Source organism: Kitasatospora sp. NPDC090091, assembly GCF_044747365.1.
Taxonomy (GTDB): Bacteria; Actinomycetota; Actinomycetes; order Streptomycetales; family Streptomycetaceae; genus Kitasatospora.
In genome coordinates this window covers 413,207-439,396 of sequence record NZ_JBIVDY010000004.1, presented here as the reverse complement: position 1 = coordinate 439,396, position 26,190 = coordinate 413,207, and the positions used below count along the sequence as shown (strand labels likewise).

Below are 26,190 nucleotides of genomic sequence, written 5' to 3'. Positions count from 1 at the left end.
ACCGCCGGTACGCGCCACCGCCGGTACGTGTCCGCGAGGCGGCGCCACCCGGGGGCCGCCCCCGCGGCGCACCACACGCGCGCCACAGCACGCATCACCACCGAAGCAGCACCACCGAAGCGCGCCCCGCGGCACACCGCCGGGCGGAAGACGGGAGCAGGGACCATGGACTGCGAGGACGTCATGCTGACCGTCCGGATCACCGCGGCCGAGCGGGCCCTGCTGCGCGCGCTGGCGCGCAGTCACGGCAGCGACGTGTCCGAGGTGGCGGTGGACGGCCTGCTCGACGTGATCCCGGCGCTGACCGGGGACACCCACGCGCTTCGGTTGGTGCGAGTGCTCGCCCGTCCCGCGCCGTGCGCGGTGACGTTCTGGCTGCCGGCCCCGATGGCCGACCTCCTCCCGCTGGTGGGCGACCACGTGACCCGGCTCAGCGGGGTGCGGGTCGGCCCGGCCAGCGGAGCGCTGTCCGCCGCACTGCGGCTCTGGCTGGCCGGCGATCCGGCCCGGCTGGCCGCCTCCCTCACCACCATGCACGCGCCGGCCGCCCGCCGGTCCGGCCCGCGCCCGCTGGGCGTCGCGGCCTGACCGACCCGATCCGGCCGTTTCGGTTCGCACGGAGGTCCCCGGCCAGGTGGCCGGTGTCTGTCGGCGTGCCGGTCCGGCGGGCGGGGGGCGGCGAGCCGGAGCCGGAGTGACGGCTGCTCCGGCGTGGGGCCGAGGGGGCCCGAGCGGTGGCCCGGATGGCATGTCCTGGGCGGGAAATTGGCTGGTCAGGACTCTGGTCACGGTCTTCCGGGGGGTCTAGCATTCCGGACACGGCAGCCGGATTCCGAACCCCCGGAGAGCCCGGCCGGGTGGCGGTCGCCACCCCCTGCCGGGGAGCGCGTACCCCCCGAGCGCGCTCCCCGGCACCGCCGTGTGCCCGGACGCGTCTCCGCCTCCCGGCGCGAACGTCGGCCGGACGCGCTCGCCCCCGAGGCCACCCGCCCGAGGCCACCCGCCCGAGCCGGCGCGCAGCCGCCTCCGCACGCGGTGCCTCTCGCCCACCGCCTCCGCGTGCCACCCCGCTGCGCCTCGCGCCCCCTCCTGACGGCCGGCCGCCGCTGACGCCCCTCGTTCCGACCCATCGTCAACTTGCCCCGACAGTGTGCGGGTGCACGAACCGGACGTGCACTCACCGCCCCCGTCTGTACGGCTTCTCGCCACTCTTCCCGAAATTCGAAAGATGTTTCTGTTATCCCCTCCTGCCCCTCCTGGTCTCCGGAGTGTCGGAAGGCCCAGCACGCCCCACGCGGCACACGGGCCGTCGCACGAGGAGAGGAGAGCGGTATGGGACACCGGAGTTCGGAGCTCCGCCGCAGGAAGCGGCGCCGGTCAGGACGCCGCACGGCACTGGTGGCTGTCGCGGTGGCGGCCGGCCTGGTCGCCGGCGTGCTGGGGATCCAGACCGCGCTGGAGCCGTCCGGCAAGGGCGACGTCGCGGCGGTGGCGGGTTCGGCCGACCGGGCGGAGGCGGTTGCGGCCGGGGCGGTTGCCGACGACGGCGGGCCGGGCGAGATGGGCACGGCCGAAGGTGCCACCCAGGCGCCGGCCCCGCACCGGGACCAGAAGGCCGCGCCGATCCGCGAGATACCCAAGGACCAGCCGGAGCGCGGTCTGGTCTACGCCGGTCTCACCCTGCCCGCCGGTGACCGGTGCGCCGGTTCGCTGGAGGTCTCGGGCGGCCAGCAGTGCAGCCACGGGCCGGACGCCCCGCCCAAGGACGTGGACATCCACAAGGACGTCGCGCCGGTGACGGCGACGGCCGTCCAGCCCGCGACCCTGACGCCGCCCGCCGACGCCCAGCCGCCGGCCGCCGCCGATCTGGTCAAGGGCTCGGCGCAGGTCCTCGACGTCGGCCAGAAGGCCGTGGTCGGCGACGCGCCCACTGCCGCCGCCGCGGCCGCCGCCGCGCCCGCCGCGGGCTCGGAGCCCCAGCAGACCACCCCCGCCGCCGGCGGCTCCGCGGTCGTCTGCGAGGGTGACGGCAGCAGCGGCAACCGCGTCCAGGCGGTGTACGTCCACGCCCCCGGCAACGACCGCTTCGCCCAGTACCTGGCCTCGTTCAAGAAGTGGGCCGCGGACGTCGACGTCATCTACAACGCGAGCGCCCAGGAGACCGGCGGCGTCCGGCACGTGCGCTTCGTCACCGAGTCCGACTGCACCGCCTCGGTGCTGAACGTGCAGGTCTCGGACTCCGAGATCGCCGACTTCAACGCGACCAACCGGGCCCTCGCCGCGCAGGGGTTCAACCGCAAGGACCGCAAGTACATGATGTTCACCGATGCCAAGGTGTACTGCGGCATCGGCACTTTCGCGGGTGACGAGCGTCCTGGCCAGGACAACCTGAGCAACTTCGGCCCCTCGTACGGGCGGACCGACTCCGGCTGCTGGGGCGGCCACACCGCCGCGCACGAACTCGGGCACAACCTGGGCGCGGTGAGCAACAGCGCGCCCAACTCGAGCAAGGGCGGCCACTGCGTCGACGAGTGGGACCTGATGTGCTACTCGGACACCCCGTACCACCCGGCGATGAAGACCGTCTGCCCGGACAACGCCAGTGACTCGCGCCTGGACTGCCGGCACGACGACTACTACAACACCTCTCCCGCGCCGGGCAGTTACCTGGCCACGCACTGGAACGTCGCCAACAACCGCTTCCTGATCGCCGGCGGCGGCACCGGTCCGAACCCGAACCCGAGCCCCACCGCGACGGCCTCGCCGACCCGCACCCAGACCCCGACGCCGTCCCCGACCGCGACCGGGTCCACCACGCCGACCCCGACCCGCTCGCCCTCGCCGACCGGCACCACCACCCCGTCGCCGACCGGCACGCCCACCCGCACCGGCTCGCCCTCGCCGACCGCCTCGCCCACCGGCGGCACCACCACCAGCCCCGATGTGACGGCCAGCCAGGTCACCCAGATCTCCGCCATGCTGAGCTGGCCCGCCGTCCAGGGCGCCACCGGCTATGACGTGGTGCTCAACGGCCAGACCGTCGGCACCGTCCGCGGCACCGTGGTCGGCCTGGTCCGCCTCGCGCCCAACACCGCCTACACCGTCGCGGTCGCCGTCCGCGACGCTGCGGGTGCCGTCTCGAAGCCCGGCCGCGAGGCGAGCTTCCGCACCCTCTCGGACGCGGGCCAGCCGCAGCCCGGCACCCGCTACACCATGGTGAACGGTCTCACCGGCCAGGCCGCTGACCTCTGGGGCAGCTCGATGAACGACGGCACCGTGGCGATCGCCTACCAGCGCACCGGCTACGCGAACCAGAAGTGGACCTTCGAGGACGCCGGTTCCGGCACCGTCCGGATGAAGTCCGTCCGCTCGAACAAGTGCATGGAGCTCGGCGGCAACCCGGTGGCCGGCCAGTACCTGGCGCAGCGGCCCTGCTCCGACGTCTCCGGCCAGAAGTGGCGGGTCACCTCCGCGGGCGGCGGGGTCACGCTGACCGCCGAGGGCTCCAGCATGGTGCTCGGCGTCAGCAACCGCTGGTACTACGGCGGTTGGCTGCTGGAGCTGCAGAAGCCGAACGGCCAGGCCTACCAGTCCTGGTCGCTCCAGAAGACCTCTTGATCCTGATTCCGATCCCGTGCCGGTCCTGATTCCGACCCCGGTTCGGATCGGCTCCTGAGGCCCAGGACGTGCCCGGCCACCGCCGGGCACGTCCTGGGCCTCGGCTTTTGAAAGGCTCCGGCCGAGCGCCGGACGCACCACCAGCGGCCCCGCCGCCGGCCCCCCGGCGGTCCCCGCCACCGCTTCCACCGGCACCGCCGCGTCGCCGTCCGCGTCGCCCGGTCCGGGAACCGACGCGTCCGAACCGCCGTCCAGGCAGGTAGCGGCCGTCACCGGGACGGCCCACCAGGCTAGGAGCGTCCGCGTATGAAGAAGGTCCTGATCACCGGTGGTGCGGGCTACATCGGAAGTACCGTCGCGTCCGCACTGCTCGACCAGGGCATCACGCCGGTCATCCTCGACGACCTCTCCAAGGGCCGGGCCGAGTTCGTCGAGGGCCGGGTGTTCTACCAGGGCGACATCGCCGACGCCGGACTGCTCGACCGCATCTTCGCCGAGCACCCGGACATCGAGGCCACCCTGCACTGCGCGGCGCGCATCGTCGTCCCGGAGTCCGTCTCCGAGCCGCTCTTCTACTACCGCGAGAACGTCGGCAAGACGGTCGAGCTGCTGGAGTCGCTGCAGCGCAACGGCTGCACCCGGGTGGTCTTCAGCAGCTCCGCCTCGATCTACGCGCCGACGCCCGACGCCCGGGTGGACGAGACCTGCGCGGTCGACGCCAACAGCCCCTACGCGCGCACCAAGCAGATGATGGAGCAGGTCCTCCAGGACTGGACCAAGGGCGACGGCGCCGAGCAGATCCGCGTCATCGCGCTGCGGTACTTCAACCCGATCGGTGCCGACCCGCAGCTGCGCACCGGCCTGCAGAACCTCAACCCCACCCACGCGCTCGGCAAGCTCATCGAGGCCTACACCGACGGTACGCCGTTCACCGTCACCGGTGTCGACTGGGCGACCCGCGACGGCTCCGGCATCCGCGACTACATCCACGTCCAGGACGTCGCGGACGCCCACGTCGCCGCGCTCACCCGGTTCGACGAGGTGGTCAAGCCGGCCGCGGACGACCGCTACCGTGTGATCAACATCGGTACCGGCGAGGGCACCACCGTCCGCGAACTGGTCACCGCCTTCGAGCAGGCCGTCGGCGCCCAGCTGGACGTCCGCGAGGCCGACCCGCGCCCGGGCGACGTCATCGGCTGCTACGCCGCCGTCGACACCGCACGGGAGCTGCTCGGCTGGACGGCGCAGCGGGACATCGCCCAGGGCGTCGCGGACGCGCTGGCCTGGCGGGCCAAGTGGGCCGCCCACCTCGGCGCCGCCTGACGCCGGGACCCGGCTTCCCGGCCCCGGCCGGCGGGCCCGCGCACGAGGGGAGCGCGGGCCCGCCGGCCTGCCCGTGTGCCTGCGTGCCTGCCGGAACCGGTGCCGGAAGCGGTGCCGGAACCGTGGAGCGGCACCCCGCGTCTTCCGCCGCAGGTCGAACAGGTGAGTGACAGGAGTGACGGGTGGGGAAGCAGGCGGCGGGCGGGGCGAAGCCGGGCCGGTGGAGGTGGACCAGGCGGGTCCTGATCGGGATCTGCGCACTCGGGCTGGCACTGCCGGCCGCGCTGTCGGTCGTCCGCCTCGGCGGCTGGGACGACGGCACGGCGCTGGCGATGCCCATGGTGCTGCTGCCGTACGCGGCGCTGGGCACCCTCGTGCTGCTGGGCGTGCTGCTCGCACTCCGCTCGTGGTGGGTGGCGGGCGTGGCCGGGCTGCTCGCCGTGCTCCAACTCTGCTGGCTGGTCCCGCGGTTCATCCCCGAGGGCGGCTCGGTCGCGGCCGACGCGCCACGCCTGCGGGTGGCCACCAGCAACGCATACATGGGCCGGGTCGACGCCGCCGAGCTGGTCCGCCTGGTGCGCGAGCAGCGGGTGGACGTCCTCGCCCTGGAGGAGTTCTGGGGCCCCGCGCGGGCCGCACTGGAGCGCGCGGGGATCGCCGAACTACTGCCCTACCGCCAGCTGCCGGAGGGGCGCGACACCGTCCTCTACTCGCGGCTGCCGCTGACCCCGCTGGACACCTCCGCCCCGGCCGCGGCGCGGGCGCAGGTCACCGCCGACGTCGCGGTCGGCGGGCGGACCGTCCGGCTGACCGCCGTCCACACCTACTACCCGCTCGGCGACGCCGCGGCCTGGTCCGCCGACTTCGCCGAGCTACGCGCGGCGGCCTCCGAGGGCGGCACCCGCAACGCCGTCCTCCTGGGCGACTTCAACGCGACCCTCGACCACGCGCCGATGCGCGACCTGCTGGCCACCGGCCTCACCGACACCCACGCCGAGCTCGGCCGCGGCGTCTCGCCGACCTGGCCCGAGGACAACGACGACTTCCCCTACCTCCCGCCGGTGATCCAGATCGACCACGTCCTGCACGGCGACGCCCTGACCGCCGTCTCCGTCGCCGAACACCGCCTCCAGGGCACCGACCACCGCGCCGTCGTCGCCGAACTCGCCCTCACCGGATGACCCCTGACCCGGTGCCGGGTCCCACCGGACAACGTCCGGTGGGAACCCCTTCTCTCCTACTCGCCGCTGGCCGGCCGATCCTGTGAAAGGAAGCGAAGCACCCCTCTGAGGGATGCGTCGATATTCCTGTGATCGATCCCTGCGGCCTCCATGTGAATGAGGATCATCGCATCGTCGCCGAGTTCCGGGAACTCCCTCAGGAACTCGGTGGCGCAGGCACTCAGAACGTGGAATGAGTGCTCTTCGACCTCCTCGCCAGTTCCTGCCGACGTTCTCGGAGGAGCGGGAGGGGTGGCAAGAATCAGCCCTGGAACGCCGTCATCCCGTTGATTCTCCAGGAGCTGAGCGGCCCCTGGCCGTGGGATTCCCCCGTAGCGCTCATGTGCAAGAGGGAAGCTGAAGATCGCAGCGTCGCAGTCCGATCCGGTCTCGGGCACCGAGCCAACCCGGAACTCGACTCCGGATCTGCCCTGCAGGGCTCTCCTGCAGGCATCCGTCGTCCTTTCCGCTGATGCCGCAAGTACGTATCTCATGTGCAGGCCAAACTGGTGCTCATGCTCGGCATGATGGAAGGCCTTCCAAGAATCTGCAGCTCCTCATTGTTGAGTGCCACTCCGCCGTCGATCACGTCGGCCGTGTACGCCATGCGGGCCTCCGGCGGCAGGTCGGAAAGGTTTACCGTCGTGCGAATCATGGTGTACGGGCCTTCCTGGGGAAGGGATGCGTACGCCCTTCGGGCGTACTCTGCAGCGCCCTTCTCGGTGAACGAGAAGTACTTGATTCCCTGCGGGCTGTGCCACCTGCGGTTCTCCCGGATGTCCGCGAGTTCGTGTGCCGTAACACCGCGCCAGAGATAGATCTGTCCCGGACCCGCCTCGCCGCCATTGTGTACCAGGATCGGCGTCGAGCCGGCGATGACGTAGTAGGTGTGAAGGTTGCGGACCGTCAGGTTGTAGGCGGGCTGGAAGATCTGTCGGTGCTGTGTGCCGGTGATCCTCGTAGTGGTGCCACTTGGGGTTCGGAGCTCATCACCGATGGCGAGGTCGACGGCGTCGACCCACTGGTGGCGATTCTCAGCCCAGAAGGGGTGATGATCGGTGGCAGTCAGGCTACTTTCGCCGCCAGCGACCTGGAGGTCGGTGAAGTCACGGTCATCCGGAGTGCGGACGGCCGCGTCGACAATGTGGCCGGCGCTCCGGCCCGTTGTGGGGTCCGTGGCGGCAACCCGGTCACCGACACCTATCTGTTCGATCGACTTGGTGGTGCCGTCGGCCATCAGGACTCGGGTGCCGGCCGGGAAGCTGTTCGGCGTCGGGCAGATACCCGCCTTGGTCAGCGCCTGCTGGAGATAGTTGGCGACCCTGTCGTCGAATGGCAGCTTCCTCGCCAGGTCGAGTGCCTTGCCGGCCTGGTCGCCGACGATGGACTTGGCCGCGGAGCATGCCGGGCTCTTGTCCAGCGCGTCGCCCGAGACGACGCTGATCCCGCACAGGGCGCCCTCGGCGACGAAGCTGGGGACGGCGACCTGGGTGAGCTCGATCGAGAAGGTCCAGGCCGCGCCGAGCAGCGAGAAGGCGCTGGCCACCGTGCCGAGCGGATCGCTCATCACCCGGTCGAAGGTGTGGACGAAGAAGTCCGTGATGTCGTCGATGCCGGGGAGCTTGGGCGCGTCCCAGTCCCAGTTCTCGACGATGTCGCGGGAGGTGCGCCTGAGCTTGTCGATACCCCGGTCGATGAAGGTGCGGCGCTCCTCCTCCTGTCGCTTGGCCACCTCCTCGACGGACTCGACCAGGACCTGGTTGACGTACTCGGTGATCGACTTGGTGGCGGCGACCTGGAAAGCCTGGTTCGCCGACTGTGCTGCGGTGCGGGCGTCCTGGCCGGCCGCCTGTGCCGCATCGCGGGCCTTCGTCGCCGAGCCGTAGGCCAAGGTCGCAGATTCCATGGCGGCCCACTTGGACTTCTCCGCGCGCTGTGCCGAGTACTCCGCGCTGACCGTGTCCCGCAGGGCCGCGTCGCGTGCACCGGCCGCGGTCTTGGCCGCCTGTGCGGCCTTGGCGCCGCTGGCCTCGGCCTGCTTCGCCTTCTCCTTGGCCTGGTTGGCGTAGTTGTTGGCCGCCTCGGCGGACTTCTTCGCCTGGTCGGAGGCGCTGTTCGCCTCCGCGGCCGCGCCCCGGGCGACCGCCGCGACGCGGGCGGCCTCGGCGGCGTTCTGCTGCGCGAGTGAACTCGCCGCCGACGCCTCGGCGATCATGCGGTCGACGTCGGCGACGTGGGCCGCGGCGAGCTCGTCCTTGCGCTGGGCGGTGTACTGCCCGGTCTGGATGAAGGCCCGCAGCGCCTGCGGAGGGGCTTCGAGCGCGACCTCGGCCGCGGCCTTGACCTCGGCTCCGCCGGTCTGGGTCAGCTGGGCGGCGCGGACCTGGTCGTCGGAGATCTGCGCGTTGTAGCGGCCGGTGCCGAGGAACTCCCTTAGCGCGTCGACGCCGTGGGCGTTGAGCGCGGTCTCGGCTGCGGCCTTCACGGCCGGTCCGGCGCCGTTCATCTGCTGGGCGACGGCGACCTGGTAGTCGTTCGCCGCGGCGCGGTACTGCCCGCTCTCCAGGAAGGCGTGGACGGCGGTGGCGTCGCCCTTGAGGGCGGTGGCGGCCTCGGTGCGGACCGCGGTCATCTCGGAGTCGGCGGCCAGCCGGGCGACCCGGTCGCGGTCGTCGAGTCCGAGGGCCTGCGCGTGTCCCTGCCGGACGTACTCCAGGACGGCGTTGTCGTCCCCGGCCAGGGCCATCCGCGCGGCGGCGGCGTCCCAGGTGCCGGAGATCTTCACCGATAGCAGCGCCAACTTGCGCCCGTCGGTGGCGATCCGGGCAAGGTCGGCGTCGGGGCGGGCGAGGGCGGCGGCGAGCCGGGCGGCCTCGTCCGAGAAGGCGCGGACGTCCTGGACGGCCTGGCCGGCCTGGGTCCGGGCGTCCTCGTACGCGGCTCTGGCGTCGCGAGCCTGGTCGAGCGCGGCTGCGGTGCGCCCGGCGCGGTCCTCGGCCTCGACCCGCTCGGCGAGGCTCTTGATCTGCCCCGCCTTGTCGACTGCGTCCTTGGCCTCGGTGGCCGCCTTCTGGGCGTCACTCGCGTACGCGGAGGAGTTGTTGGCCGCCGCGGTGCTGTCGCCTGCGTGCTGTGCAGCGTCGCGGGCGGACTGGGCGGCGCTCTTGGCGTGGGCGGCCGCGGACGCGGCCATCGTCCTGGCGTCCTTGACGGCCTGCGCGGCCTCCCCGGCGAGGCCCTTGGCGGCGCCCGCGGCCCGGGTGGCCTCCATTGCGTGGCGGCGGGTCGACGCTGCAGCGGACCGGGCTCGCGCGGACTGCGCGCCGGCCTGTTCGGCGTACCCGCCGGCGGCATCGGCCGAGTCGGCGGCGGACTTCGCGTTGCCCCCGGCGGCCAGGGCGAGGTCGGAGGCGTTGTGCGCGGCGGTGGCCGCGGACTCGGCCTTCTCCAGCGCGCCGGCGGCGGTCTGCGCGGCGACGGACGCGGTCTCGGCCACCTGGGCGGCCTCGCTCGCGGCGTGCGCCTTGCCGCCGTCGTTCACCGCGTCGGTCGCGGCGCCCGCGGCGCGGGCCGCGGCCTGGGAGGCGCCGGTGGCCGCGTAGGCGGCCTGCGAGGCGGCGCTCGCGGCGGTCCGGGCGGAGGCGTTGGCGGCCCGCGCGGCCTGGATGGCCGTCTGCGCGGCGTCCGCGGCGCGGCCGGCGGCCGACGCGGCGCGGTCCGCGGCGGCCCCGGCCTTCGCGTTGTCGTTGCGCGCGGCCTGGGTGTCGGACGCGGCCTTGGCGGCCGCCTCCTTGGCGAGCTGGGAGGTGGCGACCGCCTTGGCGGAGGCCTCCTTGGCGGCCTCGGTCGAACGGACCGCCTGCGCGCTGGCCTCCTTGGCCTGCTGCGCCAGCTGGGCGACGGACGTGCGCTCCGTGTCGCGCGCCCTGGCCACGTGCTGACCGACCGTCAGGAACTCGTGGATGTCGTCGATCGACCCGTTGAGGGCCAGCCGCGCGGCGGCCTGCGTGTTGGGTCCTCCGGTGCTGAGGATCTGCACCAGCTGGACCCGGTCGTCGGCCTCCCGTGCGGTGTACTGGCCTTCGGCGAGGAACGTCCGCAGGTCGTCGACGCTGCCGTTCAGCGCGGCCTCGGCGGCCTGCCGCACCCCGCGGCCGGCGCCGTTCATCAGCATGGCGGCCTGCACCTGCTGGTCGGACTTGAGCGGCTCCTGCCAGCCGGACACCAGGAAGGTGCGCAGCTCCTCGGCCGTTCCGTTCAGCGCCTTCTCCGCGGCGGCGCGCACCGAGATCCCGCCCAGGGCATGGATCTGAGCGGCGCTCACCTGGTCGTCGGAGACCTGGGCGACGGCCCGCTCGCCGTCGAGGAACTTCCGCACGTCGGCGTCGGTCCCCAGCAGAGCCGCCTCGGCGGCGGCCTTCACGCCCGGCCCGCCCGTCAACCAGCACTCGACGACCCTGGCACGGTCCGTCAGCAGCGGCGCTGCCGGGGGCGTCTGATCCCCGTCGGCCGCGTACGCCGGGCTCGTGCCCAGCAGGCTCGCGGCCATCGCCAGCGGCAGCAGCCGCAGCGACAGCCGCCTCGGGGCCGAGCCGTCCGGCCGCCCCCTCCTCCCCGGTATCGATCCGGCACGCCATCCGCCCACGGGCGACCCCCTGAAGTCGAGAAGAGAATTGCGCGACGATCGTCGGCGGGTCGGAGCATAGCCACATCGAATGCGATGACGGAATTTCAGCCCCGCCGTCGGACGGTCGGATCCGGAATTCGAGCGCGCCCGCCGGCGTCCCCCGGATCCGAAATCGGGCCAGTGGCTGACGTGAAATCAGCAAGATGTTGCGAACCGGCGGATCGGGTGCCCTAGACTGCGGCCACAAAGAGTGCGACCGCCGCGGCACGAGGAGTTCCTCCGGCCGCCTGTCCGGCACGCCTCGATCCGGTTCCCGCGGCGGCGCACCGTCGCCGCCGACCGGCGTTCTCCGACGGATGTCCTGACGAAGGAAACCCACCATGAACAACCGCGCACGGCGGTGGACGGTGGCCGCGGCCCTTGCTGCCGCGACCGCGCTCGGCGCCTCGACCCTGGCCGCCGCCGACACCGCCCCCGACGACAACACGGCCGCGCCGCCGGCCGTCGAGGACTTCGCCTACCCCGGCACCGCGCCGAACCCGGTGCTCAAGCTGGTCCGCGGGGACGGGCACATCAACCTCGTCGACTGCGACGGCAGCACCCAGATCCGGGTCTGGAGCGCGGCAATCCCCACCCCCAACAACGGCCCCGCCGTCTGCTTCCGGGTCACCGGAGCCACCGGCTACCTGGCCCTGGAGCTGCCGGGCACGTTCCACATCACGAGCCTGGAGCACCCCGTGCAGGCGAGCGTCACCTCCGACGGGATCACCCAGAGCGTCGACGTGCCCAAGGACGGCAGCGCGAACGTCGGCGTGGCGATCGGCCAGAAGCCGGCGACGCTGCTCGAACTGCGCGTGACCGGCTGACCGGGGGATTCGGCGTGAAACTCCGCATCCGCACCTGGCTGGCCACCGCCGGTCTGCTCTGCGCCGCCACCCTCACGGTCACCTCGCTGGCCGCAGCCGACTCCCCGGACACCGACGCCTCGGCGGCCCCGGCGGCCGTGGAGGACTTCGCCTATCCGGGGGCCGCGGCGGTCACCAACGTCAAGCTCAAGCGCGGCGATGGGCACATCGCGCCGGCCGACTGCGCGGGCACCACCCAGATCCAGCTCTGGACCCGCGCCGCCGGCAACCCGGACAACAAGATCTGCTTCACCGTGGCCGGCGCCACCGGCGACCTGGCCCTGGAGCTTGCGGACGTCTTCGCCGTCCAGACCAGCGGCCGTGCCCTGCGCGCGACCGTCACCGCGGACGGCGCGAGCCAGAGCGTGGACGTCGCCTCCGGCGGCTTCCAAGGCCTCGGCGAGGGCCTCGACTCTTCGCCCGCCACCGCCGTGGAACTCCGCGTCACCGGCTGACCCGGCCGCCCGTCCCGCGCATCCCGGCGTCCCACACGTCCCTGGCATCCCAAGGGTCCCGACAACCAAAGGGCTCCGACGTCTCAAGGGCTCAGGCCGCCCCACGCGCCCGGGCGCCCGCTGTCCCACGCGTCCCCGCCGTCCCGCACGCCCGGGCGCTCCACCTCTCACGACCTTCAGGTGATTCCCATGTCCAAATTCCGTGCACGCAGCCCGTGGACCATAGGTCTCCTCGCCACCGCCGTGGGCGCAGGCGCCCTCGTCACCGGAGGCGCCGCTCCCGCCGGTGCGGTGTCGGGTGCGGTGCCGGGGGATGCGTCGTTCGCGTTCACCGCCCGGCTCTCCATCGGCGACCTGGGCCGTTCCTGCAGCGGTGTGCTGGTCGACCCGTCCTGGGTGCTGACGGCCGCGAGCTGCCTCGTGGACGACCTATCCAAGCCGGCCGCCCTCCAGCCGGGTGCGCCGAAGCAGAAGGCCACCGTCACCCTCGGCCGGACCGACCTGGCCTCCGGCACCGGTGGCCACACCACCGAGGTCGCCGAGCTGCTGCCCCGTGCAGACCGGGATCTGGTGATGGTTCGGCTGGCCCAGGCGGCCCCCGCCGAGATCACACCCGTCACCCTCGCGACCGTCGCTCCCGCACCGGGGGAGGACCTCGTCACGGCGGGCTACGGCCGTACCCGCACGACATGGGCGAACGAGCAGCTCCACACCGCGGTCTTCACCGCCGGCAGCGTCAAGCCCACCGGGCTCAATCTCGCCGCGAAGACCGCCGACGCCGCGATCTGCAAGGGCGACACCGGCGGCCCGGCCCTGCGTCAGACCAACGGCCACTACGAGCTGGCGGCCGTCCACAGCCGCTCCTGGCAGGGCGGCTGCCTCGGCACCCCCGCAACCGAGACCCGCACCGGGGCGTACGACACCCGCACCGACGACATCACCGCGTGGATCCGGGAGACCAGCCGCCGCGGCTACCCCGTCCGGGACACGGGCGGCCGGGCGCACTTCACCCAGACCGTCGCCGCAGACTTCACCGGCGACGGCAAGGCAGACATCGTCGCCCGGGACGTGAACGCCCGCCTCTACCTGTGGAAGCACAATGCCGGCGACGGCTTCGACTGGCCGCTCCTGCTGACCGACGGCTGGAACTACACCGAGACGACGGCCGCGGACGTCACCGGCGACGGCAAGGCCGACCTGATCGCCCGGGACGCAGGTGGCAACCTGCTGCGGTGGACCGGCCTCGGCGACGGCACCTTCACCCGCGCCGCCACGGTCACCAGTGACTGGAACTTCACCCAGACCACGGCCGCGGACTACAACGGCGACCACAAGACCGACCTGATTGCCCGGGACACCAACGGGAACCTGCTCATCTGGGCCGGGCTCGGTGACGGCACCTTCACCCGCTCGTCGGTCCTCACCAGCGGCTGGAAGTACACCCAGACCGTCTCCGCCGACCTCAACGGCGACGGCCAGGCCGACCTGCTCGCCAACGACTCCGACGGCACGCTGCGCTCCTGGATGCACAACCCCAACGGCTCCTTCAACGCCGCCACCAGCCTGACCACGGGCTGGAAGTACACCCAGACCGCCTCCGCCGACATCACCGGTGACGGCAGGCCCGACCTCATCGCCTGCGACGACACCAACGGCAACCTGCTGCTGTGGACCGGCGACGGCAACGGCGCCTTCAACCGCCCCACGGTCCTGACCGGCGGCTGGTGACCGGCCTGCGTCGGTAGCAGCCTCCGGAGCCCCGGGCGCGGGCCGCCCGTGGCCGTGTCTCACACACCTTGAGACGTCTCCACTTCTGCCGTCTCACCCGTCCCCGTCCCCGGCCCCGGCCCACGCGCCGGGCCGGGGCCGGGGACGGGTGGGACGGTGAGACGGCTGTGGGACGGTCGGGGACGGCCCGTCCTTGCGCCGGGAATCCCGTAGTCTCGTGCCGAGGCGGTGGGACGGAATCGGAAATGCATATCCCGGTGCATTCGCCGACATCGCGCGAGTGTGAATTGGCGATCTCTCTTCGTGTGTAATTCTCGGCGCGGTGGACAGCATGCGGCAATTCATCGAACGACGTCATCATTGCGCGTGCGCGGGACCGGGTCACGGAAATCTCCGGCCGTCTCCGGCGCAGCCGCACCTCCGGCAGTCCGGGACGGGGCCCGCGGATTTCCGCGTCACCGCATTCCGGTGCCACGGATGCCGCGAGGCCCCGACCGCGTGCAGGGCGGCCGGGGCTCCGGGTATCTGGTGCCGGTGGTGGAGGCGGACGGGGCGTCAGACGCGGCCGGCGGCCTTCTGGGTGCGCCGGGCGAGGGAGTCGACGACCACCGCGGCGAGCAGGACCGCACCGGTGATCATGAACTGGATCGCGTTGCTCAGGCCCTCGATGTTCATGCCGGACTGGATCGAGCCGATCACCAGCGCACCGAGCAGCGCCGACCAGGTCGAGCCGCGGCCGCCGAAGAGGCTGGTCCCGCCGATGACGGCCGCCGCGATGGCGTTCATCAGCAGGTTGCCGCCGCCGGAGGTCTGGCTGGCGGACTGGATCTGGGCGGCGAGGAAGAGACCGCCGATCGCCGCCATGGTGGAGCAGATCATGAAGACGCTGATCCGCGTCCAGGAGATGTTGATGCCGGCCCGGCGGGCTCCCTCGATGTTGCCGCCGAGCGCGAAGACCTGCCGGCCGTAGCTGGTGCGCCGCAGGACGAAGTCGAGCACCACGATGAAGATCAGGAAGATCAGCAGGGCCAGCGGCAGGCCCTTGTACTGGTTGAGGGTGTACGCGGCGAGGAAGGCGATGATCGCCAGGACGACCGTGCGCAGCGCGATGTCCGCCGCCGGCCGGTACGGGACCCCCGCGCCCCGGCGCCGTCGGCTGTCGGCGAGGGAGGCCGCCAGGAAGAGCAGCACCCCGATCGCGGCCGCGCCGTACGCGGCGATCTGCTGGCTGTAGATGGTGCTGTAGAGGCGCGAGACGATGTCGTTGCCGGGGAGGTTGACGGTGCCGCTGGAGCCCAGGATCTGCAGCATCGCGCCGTTCCAGCCGAGGTTCCCGGCGAGGGTGACGACGAAGGCCGGCACGCCGACCTTGGCGAAGAACACGCCCTGGATCAGGCCGACGACCGCACCGCCGACGAGGGCGCAGATCAGCGCCACGTACTGGTTGACGCCGTGCGTCACGCTCATGACCGCGTAGATCGCGGCACAGAGGCCGCTGACCGAGCCGACCGAGAGGTCGATCTCGCCGAGCAGCAGGACGAAGACCACACCGATCGCGATCATGCCGGTGCCGACGATCTGCTGGGACAGGTTGGAGAGGTTCTGCGCGGAGAGGAAGCTGCTGTCCAGGCTGCCGAAGACGGCCCAGATCACGATCAGTGCCAGGACGACCGGCAGGGAGCCGAGTTCACCACTGCTCAGCCGCCGGCGGAACTCGCCGAGGTAGCCCTTGATGCCCTCCTGGCGGACGATCAGCCGGGGGTCCACGGCGGGGGTGGCCTCGGCGGCCACCGGGACGGGGGCGTTGACGCCGCCCTTGGGCATGCTGTCCTCGGGCAGCGGGACGTGGTGGTGTCCCGGCTCGCCCCCGGGCGGGGTGTTCTCGCTCACTGGGAGCCCTCCGTGCCGCGGGCCTGTCGGCGGGTCACCGCGTTGTCGGTGGCGCCGGTGATGGCCGAGATGATCTGTTCCTGGTTGGTGTAGCGCTTGTCGAAGACGCCGTTGTTGCGCCCGAGACGCAGCACGGCGACGGTGTCGGCGACGGCCATGACGTCGGCCATGTTGTGGCTGATCAGGATCACGCCGAGGCCGCGTTCGCGCAGCCGCTCGACCAGGTCGAGGACCTGCGCGGTCTGTTCGACGCCGAGGGCGGCGGTCGGCTCGTCCAGCATGACGACCTTGGGCTCGCCGATCAGCGCGCGGGCGATGGCCACCACCTGGCGCTGGCCGCCGGAGAGCGAGGCGATGGGGATCCGCACACTGGGGATGCGGATCGAGAGCGTGTCGAGGAGTTCGCGGGAGCGCTTCTCCATCTCGACCTCGTCGAGCACGGTGAAGCGCCGGATCTCGCGGCCGAGGAAGAGGTTGCCGACCACGTCGAGGTTGTCGCAGAGCGCGAGGTCCTGGTAGACGGTGGCGACGCCGAGGTGCTGGGCGTCCTGCGGTCGGTGGATGGTCACCGTCCTGCCGTGCCACTCGATGACGCCCTCGTCCGGCTGGTGGACGCCGGCGATCGCCTTGACCAGGGTGGACTTGCCGGCGCCGTTGTCGCCGACCAGGGCCACCACTTCGCCCGCGTGCACTTCGAGTTCGATGTCGGTGAGCGCCTGCACGGCGCCGAACCGTTTGGAGACCCCGCGCAGGGCCAGTACGGTCTCACCTGCCACAGTGATCAACTCCCTCGCCCCGCCTTCCCGGGAAGGCGGGGCTTCGTCGGCTACGGGTACGGCTACGGCCTGGGGTGTTCCGGGGCGCAGTGCCCGCGGCTAGGACAGGCCTGCCGCGGTGCAGGCGGCGGCGTAGTCGGGCGTGCAGATCTGCGGGACGGTGTAGAGGCCGTCGGCGACCACGGTGGTCTTGATGTTGTCCTTGGTCAGGACGATCGGGGTGATGAGGTCGGACGGCACCTTGTTGCCGCTGCCGTTGGTGACCGTCACCGGCACCAGCTTCGAGTCGAGGGGCTTGCCCTGGGCGAACGTGACCGCCATGGTGGCCGCCGCGTCCGTCTCCGGCTTGAAGGGCTTGTAGATCGACATCGTCTGCGTGCCGGCGAGGATCCGCTGGACGGCGTCCAGCTGGGCGTCCTGGCCGGTCAGCGGGACGTTGAGGTTGGCGGCCTTGAGCGCGGTGGAGATACCGGCGGCCATGCCGTCGTTGGCCGAGTAGACGCCGACCACGTTGGGGGCGCCGATCGCGGTGATCGCGGCGGCGGCCTCCTGGTTGGCGTTGTTCGGGTCCCAGTTGGGAGTGTCGTATTCCTTACCGATCTTGAGCTTGCCGTCGATCGCGCTGTGCGCGCCGGCCTTGAAGTCGGCCGCGTTGGGGTCGGTGGGCGAGCCGTTGATCATGATGATCGACCCGCCGTCCGCCGCGTCGCCGGCCGCCGCGGTCGGCGACCCGCCGTTCGCCTTGGCGTTGACCGCGTCCACCAGGGCCTTGCCCTGCAGTTCGCCGACCTTCTTGTTGTCGAACGACACGTAGGAGTCGACCGGGCCCTGCGCCAGGCGGTCGTAGGCGATCACTTTCACGCCCGCGTCGTGCGCCTTCTGGACGGAGGACTGGATCGCCTTGGAGTCCACCGCGTCCAGGATCAGCACCTTGTCGCCCTTGGTCAGGGCGGTGTCGACCTGGGTCTGCTGGGTGGTCGCGTTCTCATTGGCGTTGTAGTAGTCGATCTGGGCGTCCGGCGCCAGCTCCTTGATCTTCTGCTCGATCAGCGGGCGGTCGAACTGCTCGTACCGGGTGGTCTTGGTCTCGGGCAGCAGCAGGCCGATCCGGACCGCGCCGACCGCGGTTCCGCTCGCACTGCCGCCCGTCGACGTGGTCCCGGTGGACTGCTTGGCGCTGCCGCACGACGCCAGACCGAGACCGAGGGTAACGACTGCGGTCGCCGCGACGACGCGGCGAAGACCGATGCTCATGGGATGCCTCTCCAGTTGAGTCCACCCCCGTTGGGTCCACCCCCGCCTTACGAGTCTGGTGAACACCGGCGCATTACCACGATTCGGGCTGAGCCGAACGGGTTGCGCATCTAACCCGGGGGAGGCAGCGGCCGGTGAGCGGGGCCGCGAGCAGGTGGCCGCAGGCGGGCACGGAACGTAGTCGGCAGGGAACCGGGGCAGACGCGGAACGGGGGCGACGCGGAACGAGGTGGCGCCGAACGGGGCAGACGCGGAACGGCGGCGGGGGCCCGGACCGGTCCGGGCCCCCGCCGCCGTTGTCCCGGCGGAGCCGCCTCAGCTGGCCGTGGCCCCCGCCGCCGTGCTGCACGGCGGCAGCGTGGACGGTGAGGTGGTGGCGCAGGTCGCCGCGGCCGCGGTGGTGCCGGTCGCCGTCGTCGTGGCGGTCGCCGTCGTGCTGGTCACGGTGCTGGTCGCGGTGGCCGTGGAGGTCGCCGTCGCCGTTGCCGTCGCGGGGGCCGTCGCGGTGGCGGTCGCGGTGGCCGTCGCCGTCGCGGTCGCCGTCGTCGGCGGGCCCGAGGAGGCCGGTGGCGAGGAGGTTCCGCCCGTGGTGGGGCCCTTCGAGGTGGCCGTGGACGTGCCGGTGCTCGCCGAGGAGGACGGCCCGGACGGCGAACCCGAGGTGCTGGTCGCCGAGGTCGAGCCCGACGTCGAGCCGGAGACCGAGGCCGACGTCGAGACCACCTTCATGGGCTCGGCCGGCGGGATGCCGGGCGCCAGCTCCTTGGGCGCCTTCACCGGCGTGTCCTCCACCTTGATCTGCCCGGTCACCCGGGCGAACCAGCCGCCCGTCTCGACGTTCACCAGCACGATCTCCCGCACCGGCTGCGGCGCCGCGACCACGATGATCACCTGGGACGGCTGGAAGCCCGCCCAGGACTTGCCCGTGTACTTGGCGTCGGAGACCAGCTGCGGCGGCTTCAGCGGGTTGCCGCAGCCGCAGCGCACCCGCGGCACGCCCTGCGCGTCCACCAGTACGGAGGTGCCGGCCTGGAGGACGGACTGGTAGGCGACGGCCGTGCCGCCCTTGTACCCGTGGTTGGTCACCCGGGTGTCCACCCGCAGGTAGGCCGAGGTGAGCGAGCGCATGTAGCTCGGGATCGCGGACTGCTGGATCCCCTGGGCGGAGGCCCAGGCCTTGCCGGAGTCGCCGGTGGACGTCATCGAGATCAGCTTCTCGGTGTCGCAGCTCGGCTTGGACATCGTCCCCGCGTAGAGCCCGGCCGAGGAGCCCTGCACGCTGTGGATGCCGGTCGGCGACGCCGTGGCGGTGGTGGTCTTGGTGCCGGTGGTCTTGGGGCCCGTGGTCGGCTGGGCCGGTGCGGAGGTCGGCTGCGGGGCCGAGACGGCGGCGGTCTCCACCGACGGGGTGAACGGCGCCGGACCGGGATCGCTCGGCTGCTGCAGCGCCACCTCGTTGGCGGCCGGGATGGCGTCGCTGGGGGACGAACCGCTGTTGCTGTTGACGATCAGCACCGTCGCGACCACGGCCAGCACCGCCGTCCCGGCGACGATGGCCAGCTTGGGGCCGGAGCGCCACCAGGGGGTCGGCCGACCGCCGGACGGGCCGCCCGGGGCGCCGCCGGCGCTGCCCGGACCGGATGGGCCGGACGGGGGACCGGGCGGGCCCGAACGTCCGCCGGACGGGGGACCGGAGAGCGGGCCGGACGGGGGACCGGAGGGCGGGCCGAACGGCGGGCCGGACGGGGGCGGTTGGGAACTCATCGACGCTCCGTTTCGCAGGCGGCCGGCGAAACGGCCGGCACAGAAGGCTCCTGCCACTGGCTTCCATTTCTGCCCCCGCAGTGCGCGGGCCGCAACAGCAGGTCACACCGCTGTCGCCGTCCGTGCGAGCGCGCCGGGCCCGGTGCGGTAACGGGCCCGGTCCGCATCCGAGCCCGGTCCGGCCCGGCCCCCGAGGGGGTGCGGCGGTGGCGTACGCAGCGCGCGCCCGCCGGTCCTGGGGGAATCTGGTGTCGGACGCGCGGCCCGCGGTGGCCGGTGGCCGGTGGCTGGTGGCCGCAGGCCCGGCGAGCGGGCACCCCGGCCGGCCGGGCACCGGGAGCGGCCGCGCACCCGGGCCGACCGGGGACCCACGGGCCCACCCCGCCCCCGCGGGCCGAGCACGCACCTCCGTGGGCCGACCACGCACCCGAACCCGTCCGGAAGGAGCCCCCATGCACCCGGAGCCCCCCACCCCGGCGCCCGGCCCGCCCGGCTTTCTGCGCGGCTGGCTGGACGCGCTCGCCGTCGTCCTGGCCGGGCTCGTCGCGATGGCCGCGGTGGCCGCGCTCGGCCTCTGGGCGGCCGGCGCCGACGAGCTGCCGGGGGGCTTCCCCTCCGTGCTGGCCGCCACGCTGGCCCTCGCGGTCGGCGGCACGGTGAGCCTGGACGGCGGGGCCGGGTTCTTCGCCCAGGTGGACGCCGGGATCACCGCGATGCCGCTGTCGGTCGGCCTGGTCGGGGCGCTGGCCATGGTGGAGGTGTTCCTGCGCCAGCTGCGCTTTCGCGCGGTCGCGCACGGGGGCGAACTGCTCGGCCGGGTGGCCCGGACGGCGGCCGTGTGGGTGGTCGCCCTCGCCCTGCTGACGGTCGGCGCGAAGCACACCTTCGCCGTCCCGCTCGGCAGCGACCTCGCCGAACAGATCGGCGGGCTGCTCGGGGTCAACCCCGAGGTCGGCTTCCACGCCGAGGCGGCCACCACCATCGGCCTGGGACTGCTCTGGCTGCTGGTCGTCCTGGCGGCCGCCTTCGCGGTCTCCCGCCGGGCGCCGCTGCCGCGCTCCCTGGTGCCGTTCCAGCAGGCGGTCCGGCCGGCCGCCTTCGCGATGCTGATGGTGCTGCTCGCCTACGTGGCGATCGGGCTGGTCGTGGGCCTGATCACCGCCGCCGTGCACGGCAACGCCCGGGAGACGATGGCGGTCCTGCTGCTGGCACTGCCGAACCTGGTCTGGCTCGCCTTCGGGGTCGGCACGGGCGCGGAGTGGCACGGCCACCTGATGGGCGCGGTCGGCCTGCCGGTGCCCAAGCCGCTCGCCGAGGTGCTGCGGGCTCCGGACGGCCAGGAGGCCACCGTCAGCCTCGGGACCCTCGCCGAGCAGGACGGCCGGGCCTGGTGGCTGCTCCCGCTGGCGGCCGTCCTGCTGCTCGCCGCCGGCGTCCTCGCCGCCTACCGCGCGCCGCGCGGGGTGCGGCCGTGGCAGCACGCCGTCCGGCTGGCGGCCGCCGCGGCCGTGACGATGCTGCTGGTGGGCGTCTGGACCGGGGTCTACGCCGAGTACGGGCTCTCGGTGCTGGGGGTCGGGGTGGGCGAGGGCGGTCTGGGCGACCTGCTCGGCTCGGTCCTCGGCGGTACCAACCCGCTGGCCGGCCTGGGCGGCGGCACGCTCGTGCTGGAGCCGCAGCTCTGGGTGGCCGTCCCGCTGGCGGCGGGCTGGGGTCTGGTGACGGGCTTCCTGGGCGGTCTGGTGGCGGCCCGGCTCGGGCGGCGCGGCAAGGTGGAGCCGCCCGCCGGCCCGTGAGCGGCCGGGAGCGCCCCCGCTCACACGGGCGGCCGTTCAGTCGGCCACGAGGTGGGCGATGATGACCACCGCCGGCGGCACGGCCTGGGCGAGCGCGCCGCGCCAGACCCGGTGCTCGGACGCGAAGAGGGTGATCCCGGCCGCGATCATGAACGCGCTGACGAACAGGACCAGCGCGCGGCCGGTGGCCTGGTCGTTCGTGTGCAGGGCGACCACCCCGGCGCCGAGGCCCAGTGCCAGGTACAGGTTGTAGAAGCCCACGTTGAAGCGCCAGAGCCGGACCTCGGGTGCGTCCGCGGTGCTGCCGGTGAGCAGGTAGCGCACCCGCGGGTGCCCGTAGAGGAAGCTCTCCAGCGGCCAGACGATCACGTGGACCCCCGCGGCGATCAGGGCGAAGACCTGGCTGACGGCGTTCATGGGGGCTCCGCGTTCGGAAGGGCAGGAGGGCGGGAGGGTCGGGGGCCGGAGGGTCGGAGGGCGCGAGAGCAGGGGCGACGGGCTCGGGTCGTCGGGTCAGCGCATCGGTGGGCTGACCACCGGGGCCGCCCAGGACGGTGGTTCGGGGACGTCCGGTGGCGCGGTCGGGCCGTTGGCCGGGACCACCTCGGTCCGCGGGCCGCTCCCCTGCCAGGGCTCGGCGGCGTCCGGCCCCCCGGCGGTCGAGGCGATGATCGCGGCGCGCAGCCCGGCGACGAACGGCAGGCAGCCTTCGTACCGCTGTTCGGGTGACTTGGCGAGCGCGCGGGCCACCGCGCCGTCCACGGCGTCGGACAGGTCGGGGCGGCGCTCGCGCAGGCTGGGCGGCGGGTCGTTGAGGTGGGCCCAGAGCAGCGCGAGGTCGCTCTCCCGGCGGAACGGCGGCTCCCCGGCCAGCATCTCGAAGACCACGCAGGCGAGGCTGTACTGGTCGCAGCGGCCGTCCAGCGGGCGGCCGGAGATCTGCTCCGGCGCCGCGTAGTCGAGCGTGCCGACGATCTGGCCGACGTTGGTCAGCCCGCTCAGCGAGAGCGACTTCTTGGTGAGGCCGAAGTCGGCCAGGTAGAGGTGCTCGGGGTGCTCGCTGTCGGTGCCGGCGGCGACCAGCACGTTCCCGGGCTTGACGTCCCGGTGGACGAGGTCGTGGGCGTGCGCCGCGTCCAGCGCGGAGGCGATCTGCAGGGCGAGCTGCGCCGCCCGCTCGACCTGGAACGGGCCGTCCCGCCTGATCAGGCCGCGCAGGTCGCCGCCCTCGACGAAGCGCATCGCGATGAACAGGATGCCGTCGGCCTCGCCCGCCTCGAACACCGGGATGATGTGCGGGTGGTCGATCGCCGCGGCCGCCTCCGACTCGTGGATGAAGCGCTTGCGGAACACCTCGTTGCGGGCCAGCTCGGGGGCCAGCAGCTTGACCGCGACGGTCCGGCCCAGCCGCAGGTCCTTGGCCCGGTAGACGACGGCCATGCCGCCGCGGCCGATCTCGGACTCCAGCCGGTAGCCGGCCACCCGGCGGCCCACCTTGCCGGCGGGCAGGCTGGGGACGTCCTCGGTGGCGCGCTGCGGGTGGGCCGGCGGTCCGGCGGCGGCGGGCGGTTCCTGGGGGCTCACGGTTCACCCGTCCGGGTCGGCTCGTACCCGCCCGGCGGGGAGAGCGGTCCTGCGCCCGGCGGGTGCGGGGTCGCCGGGGCGGCGGGCGGTCGCGGGGTCGCGGGGCCGCCGGCCGAGCTGGGGTTGGAGCGCGGCCGGCCGGAGGCGGCGTACGTCTGCAGCTGCAGCCCGTCGCAGTAGCACCAGCGGTCGTGGGCCGCGTCGAACACCCAGAGCGCCTCGCCGTCGACGACCAGCCCGATCCGCAGGCCGCGGGCCCGCTCCCGGAAGGCCTCCAGGTCGACCTGGCCGGCCGCGAGGTCCTCCAGCAGCGAGCGGTAGCGGTTGAGGGCGCCCTCGGCCTCGGCCAGCGCCGGCCGGGGGTCGGCGGTGCGGGCGGGGGGCGCGCCGGCCGTCGGCGGGATGTCCGGGAGGGCCACCAGCAGCCGGCCGTCCACCCAGGTGGACCAGCCGTTGGAACAGAGCACGTACGCCCAGTCGCCCCGGCGGTCGATCAGCCGGACCGGCAGCAGCGGGTCCAGCGGCGTCGACGGCTGCGACGGGTCCGGCGCCGCCCAGGTGGCCATCCCGTCCGGCGCGGCGACGTGGGTCGGGCGGAACGCGAACTCGTCCATGGGCGGCTGCCTGTCTCCTGACTGCTTCGGCGGGGCCCGTCGCTCGCCGGGCCGCCTCCGTCACTTCCGCGTACTCCGTCACTTCCGCATGATCGCGGGCTCCTGCCGGCGCAGCAGGGCCAGCACGGCGAGGCCCAGGGCCGCGGACAGGGCCACCAGCAGGCCCAGACAGCGCAGCCAGGTGGTGCGGTCCGGGCGGAACAGCGGGTCGGCGGTGATGGTGGTCGGGAAGACCGTGTGCAGGTCGATGCTCTGGGCCATGGCGGCCAGGCCCCAGCGGGACGGCACCAGCCAGGCGAACTGCTCCAGGCCGGGCACCCCGTACAGCTTCAGCATGGCGCCGCTGAAGACGATCTGCACCACCGCGAGGAGCACCAGCATCGGCATGGTGGCCTCCTCCTTGCGCACCAGTGCCGAGACCAGCAGGCCCAGCATCATCGCCGAGAAGGAGAGGGCCGCGACGGCGATGACCAGTTCGACCAGCGGTGGCAGCACCACCCCGCTCTGCAGCCGCACCCCGTTGGCCAGGACCGGGCTGAGCTGCACCCCGGCCAGGCCGACGGTGGTCAGCACGGCGGCCTGGACCACCGTGATCGTGCCCAGCACCACCACCTTGGAGACCAGGTACGCGGATCTGGACAGGCCCACCACCCGCTCGCGCTGGTAGATCGCCCGTTCCTTGACGATCTCGCGCACCGCGTTGGCGGAGCCGGTGAGCAGACCGCCGATGCAGAGGGTGAGGACGACGTTGATCGCGTTCTCGGAGGAGATCCGGGAGCCGGCCATGGCCCGGCACATGATGCCGATGATGAACGGCAGGGCGATCATCACGGTCAGGAAGAGCCGGTCGGCGGCCAGCACGGAGGTGTACCGCCGCACCAGGGTGGTGAGCTGGGCGAACCAGCCCTGCGGCTTCTCCGGGCCGATCGGGCTGCGGGCCGGCCCGGCCACCGCGGGGGCGGGCGCCGGGACCGCGCCGGGCGGCAGCGCGGCGCCGGCCACGTACCGCTCGTGGAGCGGGGACTCGCGGAACCGGCGCTGCCAGCCAGCGTGGTCCTCGTTCTCGAAGGCCTCGAAGGCCTCGGGCCACTCGGAGAAGCCGAAGAACGCCAGGGCCTCGTCCGGCGGGCCGTAGTAGGCGACCCGGCCGCCGGGCGCCAGCACCAGCAGCCGGTCGCAGACGTCCAGGCTGAGCACGCTGTGGGTGACCACGACCACCGTCCGGCCGTCGTCGGCGAGGCCGCGCAGCATCTGCATCACCGAGCGCTCCATGCCCGGGTCCAGGCCGGAGGTGGGCTCGTCGAGGAAGAGCAGCGACGGCTTGGTGAGCAGCTCCAGGGCGACGCTGACGCGCTTGCGCTGGCCGCCGGAGAGGCTGGAGATCACCTGGTCGGTGCGGGCGTCCAGGCCGAGTTCGTGGATCACCTCCTCGACCCGGGCCTCGCGCTCCTCCCGGGCGGTGTCGCCGGGGAACCTCAGCTCGGCGGCGTAGGAGAGCGCGCGGCGGACGGTGAGCTCCTTGTGCAGGATGTCGTCCTGCGGCACCAGGCCGATCCGGCGGCGCAGCTCGGCGTAGTCGCGGTAGAGGTCGCGCCCGTCGTACAGGACGGTGCCCTCGTCGGCGGGGCGCAGCCCGGTGAGTGCGTTGAGCAGGGTGGACTTGCCCGCGCCGCTGGGGCCGGCCACCGCGAGCAGCGCCTTCTCGGCGAGCGGGAAGCCCACGTCGTCCAGCAGCACCCGGTGGTCGGGGCCGACCCGGACCACCAGGCCCTGGACGTGCAGGGAGATCTCGCCGGTGTCGGTGTACTCGACCAGCTCGTCGCCGGACAGGCAGAGGGCGGCGTGGCCGATGCCGATGATGTCGGCCGGGCCGACCGGCGCCCGGTCGACCGGCCGGCCGTTGAGGTAGGTGCCGTTGTGGCTGGACAGGTCGACGATCTCGTGGCCGCCGTCCGGCAGGGTGCGCAGCTCGGCGTGGTGGCGGGAGACCACCAGGTCGTCCAGGACGAGGTCGTTGTCGCCGGCCCGGCCGATGCGCACCGTGCGGCCGGGGAGCCGGATCACGGCGCTGGGCTGGCGGAAGACCCCGGAGGCCTGCGGGGCGATCAGCGAGGGCCGCTCGCCGGGCGCGGGGGCCGGCAGGCCGGCGAAGGTCGCGGACGGGCCGTCGGCCGCGTTGCCGAACCGCAGCCGGGTGCCGGGGCCGACGTCCTCGTGCTGGATCCGGCGGCCGTCGGTGAAGGTGCCGTTGGTGCTGCCGACGTCGTCGAGCAGCCAGTGGCCGTCGTCGGCGCGGAGCACGGCGTGGTGCCAGGAGACCCGGGGGTCGTCGAGGACGATCTCGCTCGTCGGGTCGCGGCCGACGTGGTACGCCCGGCGCGGATCGATCAGCTGCGAGTCCGTGTCGGTGACGAGAACCAGGGGCGGCGCGGTCGACGCGCCTGCGCGGTCTCCCATAGCTCGGATTCTAGTCCGGCCGGTCCACCCGGGCAGTCCAGGCCGGTCCGGAGGCCGCCGGACCGGCCGGGCGAGGAAATTGGACTGGACCACTGGATCCGGCCCGGTCCGCTGCCCTATCGTTCGGGGTGCCGCCCCCGGGACGAGGGGAGCTGCGCACCACTCCCCGCGAGTCCCCG

General features: G+C 73.2%; 18 protein-coding genes. 8 read left to right on the top strand and 10 right to left on the bottom strand.

What is annotated here, in order from left to right; all coding sequences use genetic code 11:
- Positions 1-165: 165 nt before the first annotated feature.
- From ACIPSC_RS09735 to ACIPSC_RS09720, 4 genes are all read left to right on the top strand, one after another.
- A complete protein-coding gene (locus ACIPSC_RS09735) occupies positions 166-588 on the top strand; it encodes a hypothetical protein (protein ID WP_400824493.1) in 423 nt (140 codons plus the stop codon).
- 744 nt (positions 589-1,332) lie between these two features.
- Complete coding sequence (locus tag ACIPSC_RS09730) at positions 1,333-3,618, top strand: RICIN domain-containing protein (protein WP_400824492.1); 2,286 nt, start codon at positions 1,333-1,335, stop codon at positions 3,616-3,618.
- Positions 3,619-3,924: 306 nt separating this feature from the next.
- Entirely contained in the window at positions 3,925-4,941 is a 1,017-nt protein-coding gene (gene galE / locus ACIPSC_RS09725) for a UDP-glucose 4-epimerase GalE (RefSeq protein ID WP_400824491.1), read from the top strand.
- Positions 4,942-5,123: 182 nt separating this feature from the next.
- Positions 5,124-6,122, top strand: a complete 999-nt coding sequence (locus ACIPSC_RS09720; protein ID WP_400824490.1) for an endonuclease/exonuclease/phosphatase family protein — start codon at positions 5,124-5,126, stop codon at positions 6,120-6,122.
- Positions 6,123-6,178: 56 nt separating this feature from the next.
- Here the strand turns inward: ACIPSC_RS09720 and ACIPSC_RS09715 are convergent, their stop codons facing one another.
- Together ACIPSC_RS09715 and ACIPSC_RS09710 are read right to left on the bottom strand one after the other, a co-directional pair.
- Positions 6,179-6,655 (bottom strand): hypothetical protein, encoded by a 477-nt coding sequence (locus tag ACIPSC_RS09715; protein WP_400824489.1) that lies wholly within the window; start codon positions 6,653-6,655, stop codon positions 6,179-6,181.
- A complete protein-coding gene (locus tag ACIPSC_RS09710) occupies positions 6,652-10,806 on the bottom strand; it encodes a polymorphic toxin-type HINT domain-containing protein (protein WP_400824488.1) in 4,155 nt (1,384 codons plus the stop codon). Before ACIPSC_RS09710 ends, ACIPSC_RS09715 begins: the two co-directional genes overlap by 4 nt.
- A 362-nt stretch (positions 10,807-11,168) precedes the next feature.
- Between ACIPSC_RS09710 and ACIPSC_RS09705 the strand changes: the two genes are divergently transcribed.
- The 3 genes from ACIPSC_RS09705 to ACIPSC_RS09695 all read left to right on the top strand — a co-directional run bounded on the left by ACIPSC_RS09705 (position 11,169) and on the right by ACIPSC_RS09695 (position 13,876).
- Positions 11,169-11,654, top strand: a complete 486-nt coding sequence (locus ACIPSC_RS09705; RefSeq protein ID WP_400824487.1) for a hypothetical protein — start codon at positions 11,169-11,171, stop codon at positions 11,652-11,654.
- Positions 11,655-11,668: 14 nt separating this feature from the next.
- Positions 11,669-12,148: a hypothetical protein gene (locus ACIPSC_RS09700; RefSeq protein ID WP_400824485.1), complete on the top strand. Its 480-nt coding sequence runs from the start codon at positions 11,669-11,671 to the stop codon at positions 12,146-12,148.
- Between the two features lie 189 nt (positions 12,149-12,337).
- The gene (locus tag ACIPSC_RS09695) at positions 12,338-13,876 is read left to right on the top strand and encodes an FG-GAP-like repeat-containing protein (protein WP_400824484.1); all 1,539 of its coding nucleotides are present in this window, start codon (positions 12,338-12,340) and stop codon (positions 13,874-13,876) included.
- A 555-nt stretch (positions 13,877-14,431) separates the two neighbouring features.
- On the opposite strand, the gene ACIPSC_RS09690 is transcribed toward ACIPSC_RS09695, so the two are convergent.
- From ACIPSC_RS09690 to ACIPSC_RS09675, 4 genes are all read right to left on the bottom strand, one after another.
- A complete protein-coding gene (locus ACIPSC_RS09690; RefSeq protein WP_400824559.1) occupies positions 14,432-15,700 on the bottom strand; it encodes a sugar ABC transporter permease in 1,269 nt (422 codons plus the stop codon).
- Positions 15,701-15,762: 62 nt separating this feature from the next.
- Positions 15,763-16,542, bottom strand: coding sequence for an ATP-binding cassette domain-containing protein (locus ACIPSC_RS09685; protein ID WP_400824483.1), 780 nt, complete (start codon positions 16,540-16,542; stop codon positions 15,763-15,765).
- Between the two features lie 99 nt (positions 16,543-16,641).
- The gene (locus tag ACIPSC_RS09680; protein WP_400824482.1) at positions 16,642-17,796 is read right to left on the bottom strand and encodes a sugar ABC transporter substrate-binding protein; all 1,155 of its coding nucleotides are present in this window, start codon (positions 17,794-17,796) and stop codon (positions 16,642-16,644) included.
- 315 nt (positions 17,797-18,111) lie between these two features.
- Positions 18,112-19,560 carry a DUF6777 domain-containing protein gene (locus tag ACIPSC_RS09675; protein ID WP_400824481.1) on the bottom strand — a complete coding sequence of 483 codons (1,449 nt, stop codon included), beginning with the start codon at positions 19,558-19,560 and terminating at the stop codon, positions 18,112-18,114.
- 452 nt (positions 19,561-20,012) lie between these two features.
- On the opposite strand from ACIPSC_RS09675, the gene ACIPSC_RS09670 reads away from it, so the two are divergent.
- Positions 20,013-21,356 (top strand): streptophobe family protein, encoded by a 1,344-nt coding sequence (locus tag ACIPSC_RS09670; RefSeq protein WP_400824480.1) that lies wholly within the window; start codon positions 20,013-20,015, stop codon positions 21,354-21,356.
- A gap of 36 nt (positions 21,357-21,392) precedes the next feature.
- Here ACIPSC_RS09670 and ACIPSC_RS09665 read toward each other — a convergent pair whose 3' ends face one another.
- From ACIPSC_RS09665 to ACIPSC_RS09650, 4 genes are all read right to left on the bottom strand, one after another.
- Entirely contained in the window at positions 21,393-21,773 is a 381-nt protein-coding gene (locus ACIPSC_RS09665) for a DUF1304 domain-containing protein (protein ID WP_400824479.1), read from the bottom strand.
- A gap of 96 nt (positions 21,774-21,869) precedes the next feature.
- Complete coding sequence (locus tag ACIPSC_RS09660; RefSeq protein ID WP_400824478.1) at positions 21,870-22,940, bottom strand: serine/threonine-protein kinase; 1,071 nt, start codon at positions 22,938-22,940, stop codon at positions 21,870-21,872.
- Positions 22,937-23,554: a hypothetical protein gene (locus ACIPSC_RS09655; RefSeq protein ID WP_400824477.1), complete on the bottom strand. Its 618-nt coding sequence runs from the start codon at positions 23,552-23,554 to the stop codon at positions 22,937-22,939. The genes ACIPSC_RS09660 and ACIPSC_RS09655 overlap by 4 nt, the downstream gene beginning before the upstream one ends.
- A 78-nt stretch (positions 23,555-23,632) precedes the next feature.
- The gene (locus ACIPSC_RS09650; RefSeq protein ID WP_400824476.1) at positions 23,633-26,011 is read right to left on the bottom strand and encodes an FHA domain-containing protein; all 2,379 of its coding nucleotides are present in this window, start codon (positions 26,009-26,011) and stop codon (positions 23,633-23,635) included.
- Positions 26,012-26,190: the final 179 nt, after the last annotated feature.